At 67.8% G+C, this 11,009-nt stretch carries 10 protein-coding genes and 1 pseudogene; 6 read left to right on the top strand and 5 right to left on the bottom strand.

Annotated elements, in window-relative coordinates; translation table 11 throughout:
- Positions 1-217 precede the first annotated feature (217 nt).
- The 3 genes and pseudogenes from ACFUEL_RS25395 to ACFUEL_RS25385 form a co-directional block, all read left to right on the top strand.
- Positions 218-1,360: a hypothetical protein gene (locus tag ACFUEL_RS25395; protein ID WP_380239068.1), complete on the top strand. Its 1,143-nt coding sequence runs from the start codon at positions 218-220 to the stop codon at positions 1,358-1,360.
- 36 nt (positions 1,361-1,396) lie between these two features.
- Entirely contained in the window at positions 1,397-1,852 is a 456-nt protein-coding gene (locus tag ACFUEL_RS25390; RefSeq protein ID WP_380239067.1) for a hypothetical protein, read from the top strand.
- A gap of 420 nt (positions 1,853-2,272) precedes the next feature.
- Positions 2,273-3,001 (top strand): annotated as a pseudogene (locus ACFUEL_RS25385) (tyrosine-type recombinase/integrase); the annotation flags it as partial.
- 686 nt (positions 3,002-3,687) lie between these two features.
- Here the strand turns inward: ACFUEL_RS25385 and ACFUEL_RS25380 are convergent.
- From ACFUEL_RS25380 to ACFUEL_RS25360, 5 genes are all read right to left on the bottom strand, one after another.
- A complete protein-coding gene (locus tag ACFUEL_RS25380; protein ID WP_380239066.1) occupies positions 3,688-4,440 on the bottom strand; it encodes a hypothetical protein in 753 nt (250 codons plus the stop codon).
- The gene (locus tag ACFUEL_RS25375) at positions 4,437-6,842 is read right to left on the bottom strand and encodes a hypothetical protein (protein ID WP_380239065.1); all 2,406 of its coding nucleotides are present in this window, start codon (positions 6,840-6,842) and stop codon (positions 4,437-4,439) included. The genes ACFUEL_RS25380 and ACFUEL_RS25375 overlap by 4 nt, the downstream gene beginning before the upstream one ends.
- A gap of 83 nt (positions 6,843-6,925) precedes the next feature.
- On the bottom strand, positions 6,926-7,702 hold the full coding sequence (locus ACFUEL_RS25370) for a hypothetical protein (RefSeq protein WP_380239064.1): 777 nt from the start codon (positions 7,700-7,702) through the stop codon (positions 6,926-6,928).
- Positions 7,703-7,827: 125 nt separating this feature from the next.
- Positions 7,828-8,496, bottom strand: coding sequence for a Crp/Fnr family transcriptional regulator (locus tag ACFUEL_RS25365; RefSeq protein ID WP_380239063.1), 669 nt, complete (start codon positions 8,494-8,496; stop codon positions 7,828-7,830).
- 38 nt (positions 8,497-8,534) lie between these two features.
- Entirely contained in the window at positions 8,535-9,089 is a 555-nt protein-coding gene (locus ACFUEL_RS25360; RefSeq protein WP_380239062.1) for a Pycsar system effector family protein, read from the bottom strand.
- Between the two features lie 720 nt (positions 9,090-9,809).
- Here ACFUEL_RS25360 and ACFUEL_RS25355 point away from each other — a divergent pair.
- From ACFUEL_RS25355 to ACFUEL_RS25345, 3 genes are all read left to right on the top strand, one after another.
- Positions 9,810-10,037: a helix-turn-helix domain-containing protein gene (locus ACFUEL_RS25355; RefSeq protein WP_380239061.1), complete on the top strand. Its 228-nt coding sequence runs from the start codon at positions 9,810-9,812 to the stop codon at positions 10,035-10,037.
- The gene (locus ACFUEL_RS25350; RefSeq protein WP_380239060.1) at positions 10,034-10,219 is read left to right on the top strand and encodes a winged helix-turn-helix domain-containing protein; all 186 of its coding nucleotides are present in this window, start codon (positions 10,034-10,036) and stop codon (positions 10,217-10,219) included. The genes ACFUEL_RS25355 and ACFUEL_RS25350 overlap by 4 nt, the downstream gene beginning before the upstream one ends.
- A 247-nt stretch (positions 10,220-10,466) precedes the next feature.
- Positions 10,467-10,823 carry a transposase gene (locus tag ACFUEL_RS25345; RefSeq protein ID WP_380239059.1) on the top strand — a complete coding sequence of 119 codons (357 nt, stop codon included), beginning with the start codon at positions 10,467-10,469 and terminating at the stop codon, positions 10,821-10,823.
- Positions 10,824-11,009: the final 186 nt, after the last annotated feature.

The following is an 11,009-nucleotide window of genomic DNA, read 5'->3' as shown; positions in this document are numbered from 1 at the left end:
GGCGGGGGCTCGTCGGCTCGCAAGAACCTCCGTGCCCGAACGCGCCGCCCTCACAGGCCGACGCACGCCCCACAAGACGATCTGGTCCGACCCGGGCCACGCCTCCTCGGCCTCCCGCACACCGCCACTCGTGATTCACCGCTCCCGTCATCTGTCGGTGCGTCAGACTTGTCCGGTGCCACGGGGCACGCAGGAACAGGCATCGGAGGTACGGCCCATGACGCGCTACAGCGTCGACCCCGACCAGCATCGACTGATCGCCTCGTGGGGCACCGGCGAGGGCGACCTCTCCACCCGCATCGCCGCCCTACCGGACGGCGCCGCCACCTCCGACCTGCTGGCCCTGGCCCGCTCCCTCACCCAACTCTCGTACGCCGCATGGCGCACCTACACCCACCCGGCCAGCGCCGCCGGCTCCCTCGAACCCGACAGCGAGGGCTGGCGCCGCGAGAAGGAACGCGAAGCCTTCGCCGAGGTCCCCGGCGCGATCGCCGAACCCCACCTGCCCCACGGCGGCGCCATGATGGTCTCCTACAGCCCACTGACCGAATCCGCCCACCGCATCGGGCGGGCCCTCCACGACCTCGACGACGAAGCCCTGACGAAAGCGGTCCTCACCGAGGCCGCCCTGGAACTCGCCGCGGTGGAGAGCGCCGAACTCGGCGACCTCACCCACCGCGCCCAGCAGGCCGTCCTCCTCAGCCGCGAGGACGCCTCCCCCGTCCAGGTCGCCGCCGCCGACCGGCTCCTGGAGCAGGACCCCTTCGGCCCCACCGAACTGTTCTCCACCGTCGACCCCACCGCGGCCGCCGTCGCCGCAGCCCACTGGCTCGCCGCCGCAGTCGAAGTCGCCGCCGAATCCTCCGGCGAAGATCCCGCCACTGTCGTCCTCCTGGCCGACACCATCGAATCCCTCCCCCACGAAACCCCCACCCTCGTCCTCGGCCTCCTCCAGGACGGCGCCACCCCGCACGAAGCCGTCACCGCCCTCGTCCGCCACGCCATGCACATCACCGACGGCCTCCTGCTCGACCCCGTCTCCCTGCGCAACCAACTCGAGGACTTCGAGGAAACCGTCGCCGAACACACCGGCGAGGACGACCCCGACCTCGACGACGTCGCCGTCCGCCTCACCCCGCTCGACCCCAAACGCCCCGCCCGCGACCTCCTCGAAGACCTCCTCGCCGGCATCCACGGCTGCTGGCTCCTGCACAGCGAATCCGGCGACGAGGACGAGGACCTCGGCAACGTCGAAGACTGGGACGACGAACAGGCCGAGGAACACCAGCGGCGCAGCCACGAACGCTTCGCCCAGCTCGTGCGCGAAACCGCCGCCTCGAACCGCGACCGCCTCATCTGAACAGCACCCCGCAGCAGGGCAACCGCGGATCTCCCCTTGCCGCCAGTCAAGGGAGATCCGCAGGTCAGGCAGCACTTTCCCGCCCTGGTGATCGCACAGTGGCCGCAGCACGGGAGGCCCCTGGGAAGGGCAGCCCCTCGCGCACCCCCGTCCCCACCCCTGTTCCTGACCACGGCCGCATCTACCGGCGCTGCGGCTGCCGCGACACCCACCGCCGCCAACTCGGCACCCGCCGCCCGCGCCTGGCCGATCCCGGCCACCGCAACTGGGCGTTCGCCGTCAACGCCCCCTCCCCCACCAACCGCCGACGAGATCGAAGCGCGCATCGCGCTGCGGCACTTCAACCAGTCCCTCGCCCTGGGGTTCATCGCCGACCCGCGGCAGAAGACCGCCGACTACCTGCACCTCAAGGCCACTACCATGACCCGCCACCGCGACTACGTCGAAAACGACCTGATCCCCGCCCTCGACAACATCCCCTCAACGACCTGAGCCGCCAACACCTACGCGCCTACGTCACCGCCCAACTCCACACCGGCCGCGGCAAAGTCACCATCTACCGGATCATGGCCACCCTCTCCAGCGCACTGACCAGCGCCGTCAACGACGACCGCCTGACCCGCGACGCCGCCAAACCCCGACTCCTACTACGCCCCACCTCCGCACCCCGACATCTGTGGACCGAAGCCCAGACCGTCCGCTTCCTACGCTTCCCCCGCGCCACCGCCCCCCTCTACGCCGACCTCGCCGAACTCATGATCACCACCGGCCTGCGCAAAGGCGAAGCACTCGCCCTCCACTGGAACGACGTCCACCAGAGCGAAGGCGTCCTCTTCGTCTGCCACACCCTCTCCACCGTCGACAACAACCAGCTCCTCCTCACCACCCCGAAGACCAAATACAGCAACCTGGGTCGCCCTCTCCCACCGCGCGGCCGCCGCCCTCGACGACCGCGCCGACCCCGGCCCCTTCGGCAACACCAGCAGCAGCGCCTACGTCTTCCACCGCCACGGCCGCCCCCTGCACCCCAAGAACGTCCTCGACCACTTCCACCTGCTCTGCGACAAAGCCGGCGTCCCCCGCATCGCCCTCCACGACCTGCGCCACCTCGCCGCCGGCTTCGCCCTCGCCGCAGGAGCCCCGCTGCCGATCGTCTCCAAGACCTTGCGCCACCGCACCCTGTCCGCCAGCGCCAACATCTACGCCCACCTCACCCCCCGCGCCGCCCGCACCGCCCGCACCGCCCGCACCGCCGTCGACGGCATCGCCTGGATCCTCGACAACGCCGACCGCGCAGAATCCGGCACCCCCGTCTGCCGCACCCGCCGCCCCGCACGCCCCCACCCACGCCCCCATCGGCCCCGACTTACCCACCCCGGCCGCGCCTCGACGACCCCACCGACGACTGGCCCATGCGACCCAGCGACCACCATGCGACCACCACCTGAGGCGGCAACAGAAAGAGCCGGCACCTGGTTTCCCAAGTACCGGCTCCCACAACCGACTTCACAGTCGGGACGACAGGATTTGAACCTGCGGCCCCTTGACCCCCAGCGGTCGAACTGGCGTCCCACTGGTGCTGGTGAATCCAACCCCCGCAGGTCAGGGTCTATCTCGTCCGACCACCATGCTGCCCGATAACGTCTCGTGACACTCGGTCCGTGATAGGCCCGCGGGAGGCAGCTCACCACCGAAGTACTCGATGAAGGACACAGAGCCTCCCATAAAGACGAATCGACTACCGGCAACACCCAGCCGCACCAGCAATTGAAACGCCACCCGATAGGCCGAACGGGGTCGTGCGGCGGCGCATAGAACTGCAGTGACGTCATGCGCCGCGTTGAACGCCCCGCACGAACGGGAAAACGGTTCCGACATCGCGGCACAGTCGGACTTCGGACGTGCGGGGGTGCTTCCCCGAAAAGGCCGACCCGCCGGGTTGGTGGCCTCCTCAGTGCTGAGCCATTCTCACTGACGATAATTACCCACTCAGCCTGTCCGCCGTACATCCTGAGTGGGGTAATCGCCACCGGTGGCGGTGGGCTACCGTTGACACCAAATACAGGTTCGAAAGGTAGCGGGTAGTTGGTCGTCGTAGTGCGTCGGATTCTCGACCAGGTGACCGTGGCGCTGGTAGTCGATTTCATCCGGGTGTGCTCGGACGCGGGCTCTGCGCCACGCCGTGTCGAAGTCGAGTTGGCCATCGCTGGCACGGGTGAGCCGTAGAGCATGCCAGCTGGTGAGGGGTGCGAGGAGCCAACGGCTGACGCTCGTTCTCATGCATGCCTCATGTCTGATCGGGCGTACGGGGGGTGAGTGAAACGCGCTCAGTGCAGGGGCGGAGACGTGCTGACCCGGGCACTCGCTTCGGTGTCAGGGCCGGCCATGGCGTCTCCGAGGAGAGCGGTCATCAGGCCCTGCAGGCCATGCTTGTCGATCAGCTCCGGGGCAGCGTCCTTGAACGCCCTCAGTAGTGCGGTCATGGCGGTGATTTCACCGCATACGGGGTCGGTGCCCGAACTGAGTCGTTCCAGTGCGTCGAGCAGTGGATACCACCACTGGCCGCCGGCCCGCAGACTCCTGGCTAGTTTCTGGAAGGCTTTGATGTCAACTTCCGGGACCTTCTCCGGATGGCGGTCAAGGTAGTCGAGCAGGATGAGCTCAGGGTCGCTGTAGAGGGAGTCTCGCAGATAACGCAGCCGACTGACCCGGGCCCGGTCGTACCGCTGTTGCTGCGCGATCTGCTGAGTTTCGGCGTCCAGGAATAGCTGAACCGTGGCGGTGAGGCCGTGGAAGTACCCGTCTTGGCTGTCCCGTTCCCGGCCGAGCTCCGCGTTGAGGCAGTCGTGGGCCGTGCGAAATTCCTCGACGTACCACTGCCCAGAAAGCTGTGTTGCCCGTTCGATCAGGTCTTGCGCCACAATCGATTCGATGTTGCGGTGGTCGACTTGGCCGGGGTACCAGTGGGCGGAGAAGGTAGCCCGGAAAAACATGTCCGGTGTCCGGCTCTTCAGAGTGCGCCGTTCCACGTTGCAGTCGCGCCCCTCGGCCGTTCGGCGCCGCCCGAAGAGTCGGCTCATCCGCTCAGCCCTTTGAGCTGTACGACAGACATGAGTTCAGGGTTGGCGCGCATCAGTTCCACGATGTCCCGCTCCGGCTGTCGGCCGTCGGCACGGACCGTGCCGGCGAGCACCTTGTGTAGGCGGGCGAAGTCGCCGAGCCTGCCGTGGCGAAGCACGACCTCCCAGACCACGCCGAGCGCACGCTCGTACTGAGCCCCGGAAGGACGTCGGTCCAGCCAACGCGCAAGGGCGTCGAACAGATCGGGATAGTCATCCGGTTTGGCGAACATGCCATCCAGTCCGGCCCGGATCACTGTGTCGGTGGGCTCGGACTCCGCCGTATCGGCGAGCGGCTGTGTGTCTGCCCCCAGCAGTGCCAGCGCTCCGAGGCACAGCCCCGGTGACACGCCCGAGCGCTTGTACGCGGCGTGGAGCGTTGCGGTGAACCACTGCACCCGGGCCGGATCCCGCACCACTGTGGCAAAGCCCTTCAGGACGGGGTCCCAGACCGCAGGGCTACCGTTGTCGGCCACCCGGCGGAGGCGGGTCATCGCGGCATCGCGCTGGTCCTCGAGCAGGTCCGTGCACACCTGCACAACGAGCCGTTGCCCCTCCTCCGACTTCTTTCCTGCCAAGTCGTAGAGCAGTGCCCTCGTGGGTCGGCCAAGGCTGTCGTCGCGGGCAGCTGATGCCAGAACCTTGGCGGCGAACGCACTGTCCCTCGACCTACTGGCATGGTCCCGGACGACAGCGAGACCCTGCACGTCACGGGTGGCCAGCAGCACGTCGGTGAGGGCGCGGACCGGAGCGCCCCCGGGGTCCGAACGCTGGTCGGCCGGGCCGGTCATGACCCACTCGATCACCCGGCGGCGGACGTCCGGGTACTCCCGCCAGACGCGTACCAGAAGCTCGTCGCCGTAGGCCTGGGCCCGGAAGGAAGCGGCCCCTGATTCGTCGACCTGGGCGCCGATGGCCCGCAGACGGGTCTGCAGTCCACGGCCGGCGAAGGACCCCCGCAGGTCCGGGCGCTTCGCCTTCACCGACTCCTCTGCCGTATGTGCGTCACCCGCCAGCAGCCCGGCCAGCCGGTGCCCCTCCTCGACCGCCTCCTCAACTCTCACCGATCCACGGACTGCGAGGACGAGGGAGTAGCAGCGTTCCTCAAGAGTGAGCGGCCGCAGGCCTCGGCCGCTCTCGCCATCCCGGCCGGAGCTCCGCCCATCGGCGAGGCGCTGGTCGAGTTCCTCGGACCAGCCGCGGATCAATCGCTTGAGCCCCTCCTCGTAAGACGTGCGTGAGGACTGGCTGACAGGGTCGGTGACGCCGTCCTGGACGAGAGCGAGCGGGTCGTACTCGGCCGCCAAGGCAAGGAAGTCACGGACGAACCGACCGGTGCGGACCGCGCTCCACCCCTCGACCTGCCCGGCGATCTTGTGCTCTTCCAAGTGCTGGGCCATGGCCAGCCCGCGTCGCGCCTCGACATGCTTGCGCAGCACTGGCCAGGCGGGCGGTGAGTCGGTGAGTGTGACGACGACGAGTTCGGGCGGGGCATCAGCCTTTCGTGCGGCCCACAGTTCCTCGGTCACCGTGATCAGCAGGAAGGAGTTGATCTCGTGCAGTGCGACCGCGTGGCGGGGAAGTGCGGAGAGCAGGCTTTCGCGCAGCTGGTCCGTGTCGCCGTCCCGAAGTTCCAGCAACTGGCCGGTGCCGGGACGGCGCGGGAACTGGGCCGGCGTAAGCCGCTGCCAGTCGCCGTCCAGTAGCACGACCTGCCGCTCCAGGCCCGCCGCCAGAGCCAGCTGGCGTTTGGCGAACGTGGTGGCTCCGATCTCGGGCCGCACCACCAGCAGTGCCACCGGGTGAGTGGAGGCGAGCGCGTCCTGCACCTTCTGCGCCGCCGCCGTCCAGGTGGGTGAGTCGACGTAGACCTCGGCCGACATGGCGTCGCCGTGGTCAATCGAGAGCTCCTCCAGGAGCTTTTCGACCGTCGTCGTGGAGTTGAAGACCGGTTTGACGTAGACGTCCCCAGCGTTCTCGATGTAGGACTGCAGCTCCCACAGGCTGCCCGGCTCCAGGACTGCCTCCAGCGCCGTCGCCGGGGCCGCCTCCGGAGCTGTGGCACCGGTTAACGAGCCCGTCGGCTCGGACGATGCCTCGACGAGCGCCGTCAGCGCCTCCCCCGAGATGCCTTCGAGGACATCGGGCTCTGATGTGCCGCCCTGGTGCTTGCCCTCGCCGTCAGCTGTTCCCTCGGGCGCGGCGGCCGATTCAGCGAGTGGTCCTGTCCCGGCAGCAGGTGGGGCCGGGACAGGGGACTCATCACTGTGTGCACTGGCGGGCCGGGCGGCAACGGGACTGGCCTCCTCCGTCCGGGCCGGGGCCATTTCAGGTCGTTGCGAAGGGTCAAATGCCTCGTTCACTTCTGACTCCTCTGTGATCATGTGCCCTGGCAACGGCAAGGGCGGGTGGGGGCGCCGCGGTGGCACCCGCTGTTGGAGCATCGTTAGGTGAAGGTGATGTCGCCCGCGTTCTCGACGTAACCCTTGATCGGGCCGAACTGCCGGTGGCTGACTGAGGCCCGACCGACCGCCTCGGTCGAACCGAACCGATCGTCCGGAGGAGAAGTCGTGGCAGCCCCCGGCGAAGCTGCGCCTGCCAGCAGTTCCGCGTTCACTGTCGGAACGTGCACCCAGGCAGGCTCGGCGAACTTCCCTTCCACCACTGCCTGGGTGAGGCGGAAGTCCCCGGCCGTAAGCCGCTCCGTACGGCCGGCCCTTACCGTTACCTGGAACGCCTCGGAGGAGAGCACGAGCGCGACGAAAGCGCCCCGGGCCTCCGCCACCTTGACGGCATCGCGGGCCGCGCCGCTGTTGACGAAGCGGCAGAGGTCGTTGATGGGATCGCCCCGAAAGCTGTTCGTCAGCGGCCCGACGTGCACGCTCATCCGCACCCGAATCGGTGCGATGGACGCGAGGCGCTCACGGTCATGGCTGGCCAGGAGCCGCTGCAGGTTCTCCGGAAGCGGGTCGACCAAGAGCCGGGCCCGGGTCAGCGGCATGGCCAGGATGAGACCGTCGCCCGTGGGATTGCGGTACGAGGGAGCCTGCCATTCGGCTCCCAGACCGCTCTGAACGAAAGCGGTGGCGAGCATGTTCTCCAGGTCTCCCCACAGCTCCGTCATGCGCCAGGACTGGACGGTGCTGTAGCCCTTCATGTCGATGACGAAGAGCGCCTGGTAGTCGGGGATGTCGCGGGGGTCGGAGGATCGATCTGAGTGCACCTCGGAAGTCCCTTCACGGTAGACAGCGGACCACCGTGAAACCTGCGCGGCGGTCGACCTGATAGTGGGGGCGACCGCCGACCAGCCGGTGCACGGTTCTGGGCTCCGGCGGGGTGAGCCCCGTCTCACCTCTGCGGCAGGCAGGCCCGCAGACCGACAGGATCGACGACAAGCAGTCCGCCCGCGTTCGCGCGCACCACCCCACGTTCCCGCAACGGTTTGAGGGCCTCGACCACGGAGTTGCGCGAACAGCCGATCAACTGGGCGATCTCCTCCTGCGACAGCCGAATCCGGGTCGGCCCGCCGTGTGACCCGTCAGCCGAATCCGTCAGACGCAGCAAGGCCGCCACGAGGCGCGCGGGGACGGCTGCGGTCGCGAGTTCCTGACGAATCTCCTCGCCCTCCCTAACCTGTCCAACCGTGTGCTTCATCAGCACCTGGAGAAGATTGTGCTCGGCGACGAAGGTATGGAACTCCGGTGCCGGGACAATGTGGATCGTGGACGGCTCCACGGCGAAAACCGTGGCGCTTCGCGTGCCGTCCGCCAGAACAGCCAGTTCGCCGAGCAATTCACCGGCTCGCCGCACCGCAAGCATGGTCCGCTGCCCGTCGCCATCACGTCTAGTCACTGCCACCGATCCGGAAGCGAGCACCAGCACGTGGGTTCCGGGCGCGTCCTGCAACAGCAGCACACTCCTGGTCTTGCGGTGCCGTAGGGGAGCCAGGGCGCAGAGCTTCTCCCACAACCGGTCGCCGAACAGCTCACGATGGGTCTGATACAAAGGCTCCTCCATGAGGGACGAAGGGGGCAAAACCAGTGCCGCTGACGGCATCAGAGGCGCACGAGAACGATCACCACCGCAACTGCTGCCACCAACAGGCCGACTTCGAGCGACCTGGTCGCGGCCCGCAGCAGGCGGTACTTGCGCATCGCCAGGGCAGCTAACTCCACCGCCTTGCGGCTGTCGGCGACGGCGAGATCGCACGGCGAGAGCCGCTGCACCATGCTCAGCAACTGCTGCCCCGTCAGGCCGTGGACATCAAGAAAGGACAGCCGGCTCGGCCCGTCGGGCGAAGGCAACGAAGGGTGGAGCGCGGCAGCAGCAAGGAGGAGTGCGAGGACGATCCCCGTCCCTCCGAGGATTCCAAGGGCTACCTCCCACGGAGAAAACCCCGACCTAGCGCCCAGAGCCGCTGCCTCCAGCGCGCCCGCCGTGCTCGCGATGGCGCAGATCGAACCGGCCTTCGCGTCGGCACGCTGGACGTCGGCGGCAGCCTCTGTGATGAGTGTCTGCAGGCTCTGAGCGATCAGCTCCGACTCAACGCCCAGGCGGGAACGAGCGACTGAACTCCTGCCGTGGACTCGATTCCGTACTCGTCGGGTCATCTGCCCTCCTGCCGAACCGAATGCTGCTCGTGACAGAAGCCATCGTGTCCTGCCCAACCTCCGCGCCCTGCCCAGGTCTTGGCGATTTGCCAGTGGGACCCGACACACTGCTGCGCGCGGCGGAAATCATTGATGTGCCGCCGCGGAGCCGACTGCCGCCGTTGTACGTGGAGAAACCCTAAGGGGCCGCCCCGTCTTGATTGGTGGTTTTCCGAAAAATGCATCCCGCATCGAGATTCAAGTCGGGTAAACATCGAAATATCGCCAATCTCGGAGCACTTGTCATCAAGCCGCTCCGACTTTCCAAAGTCCCTGATGTCTGGGTTTGTCACGGTCCAGACGCAAGGAGAACCACGAGCGGTGCCGGTACCTATATGAACTCCGCGAGCACGCCATACGCCAGGTCCGCTTGACCAGCCGATCGGTAGCACGCGTCGGCATGACCTCGGAATCCATCCCGAGGTCATGTGGTCCTGGGTCCGCCGGGCCGACACCGACGCCGGCGAACGGGACGACCGCCTGACCGTCGAGGGCGCCAGACCGAAGCAACTCTTCAAGGAAAAGCTGAGTTGAAGGCGAGCTACTGACTTCGGCACGTCAGAGTGAACTGTCCCGAATAGCCTGATGGGCTCGTTGTGGTGGCTGTAGCCGTGGTGCGTGAGATATGCGGATGGGGGCGGGCTGACCGCTTCGGGACGGCTGCGCCGGGAGACGGTGCGGATGCAAGCGGCCGAGCTGTTCGACCGGGAGGTCAAGCCGCTGGAGGTGGCACGGCGCCTGAGGGTGAGTCCAAAGTCGGCCTATCAGTGGCACCAGTTGTGGCGGGTCGGCGGAGCCGAGGCACTTGCGTCACGCGGCCCGAGCGGGTCGCGGTGCCGTCTGTCGCCGCGCTGCCTGGAGAAGCTCACCGCGTACCTGGAGCAGGGCCGGCCGCGCACGGCTGGGTGAAGGACCGGGTGTGGACGGCCGCGCGGGTGGTCACGCTGATCGGCCGGAAGTTCCACATCTCGTACAGCGTCTCGGGCACCACGAGGCTCATGCACCGGCTCGGCTTCAGCCCGCAGGTCCCCGCACGGCGCGTGGCCGAGCGCGACGAGCAGGCCGTCAACGCGTGGAAGGAGGCGGCCTGAGCGGAGGTAAAAGAGCCCGGGCGGCGTGCGGGGGCTACATCTGCTTCGAGGACGAAACAGGGTTCACCCGCCGTCCGCCCAAAGGCCGTACCTGGGGCCGGCACGGCCGCACACCGGTCGTGACGGTGAGCGGCCGGCGCTCGGGACGGCTGTCGGTAGCGGGACTGATCGCCATGCGGTCGGCTCGCGCACCCGACTGTGCCACCGCCTGCGCACCCACCCCGGCGGCAGAGGCCGACGTCGCAGCATGGGCGAGCGCAACTTCATCGCACTGGTCGACGGCATCCACCGCCTCGTCAAGGCACCGATCGTGCTGATCTGGGACCGCCTGAACACCCACGTCTCCCACGCCATGCGCGAGTTGATCGCCGAACGCACCTGGCTGGCCGTGTTCCTCCTGCCCGCCTACTCGCCCGCCCTCAACCCCGTGGGGTGGGTCTGGGCGCACGCCAAACGCAGCCTGGCCAACCTCGCCGTCATGGCCCTCGGCCGACTCGAAGCCCTCGTGCACAACCGGCTCAAGCGACTGCAGTACCGGCCCGACACCCTCGACGGCTTCATAGCCGGCAGCGGCCTCGCCCTCGACACCCCGGCCTCACCCTGACGAGCCGAAGTCAGTAGCGCGCACTTGATCGATCGCAGATGCGTCAAGTGCGAACCTTCTGGCCAAAACCACTGATCACGGCAGCGACCATCTAGACGAGTAGTTCCGAAGTCAGCTGGTTTTGCTGGTTCTGCTTCGGACATGCAGGAAGGGTGTCCAGCATTCGGGTTGTGACGACCGAAGAAC

The organism is Kitasatospora sp. NPDC057198 (assembly GCF_042670125.1).
GTDB lineage: Bacteria > Actinomycetota > Actinomycetes > Streptomycetales > Streptomycetaceae > Kitasatospora.
Note: the sequence above shows the minus strand (reverse complement) of the source record. Positions and strands in the feature narration are given on the sequence as shown.

What these genes read in the sequence shown, in the direction of transcription:
- ACFUEL_RS25395 (WP_380239068.1), top strand. Translation starts at nt 218, where the DNA reads ATGACGCGCTACAGCGTCGACCCCGACCAGCATCGACTGATCGCCTCG.
- ACFUEL_RS25380 (WP_380239066.1), bottom strand. Translation starts at nt 4,440, where the DNA reads ATGAGCCGACTCTTCGGGCGGCGCCGAACGGCCGAGGGGCGCGACTGC.
- ACFUEL_RS25365 (WP_380239063.1), bottom strand. Translation starts at nt 8,496, where the DNA reads ATGGAGGAGCCTTTGTATCAGACCCATCGTGAGCTGTTCGGCGACCGG.
- ACFUEL_RS25360 (WP_380239062.1), bottom strand. Translation starts at nt 9,089, where the DNA reads ATGACCCGACGAGTACGGAATCGAGTCCACGGCAGGAGTTCAGTCGCT.
- ACFUEL_RS25355 (WP_380239061.1), top strand. Translation starts at nt 9,810, where the DNA reads ATGCAAGCGGCCGAGCTGTTCGACCGGGAGGTCAAGCCGCTGGAGGTG.
- ACFUEL_RS25345 (WP_380239059.1), top strand. Translation starts at nt 10,467, where the DNA reads ATGGGCGAGCGCAACTTCATCGCACTGGTCGACGGCATCCACCGCCTC.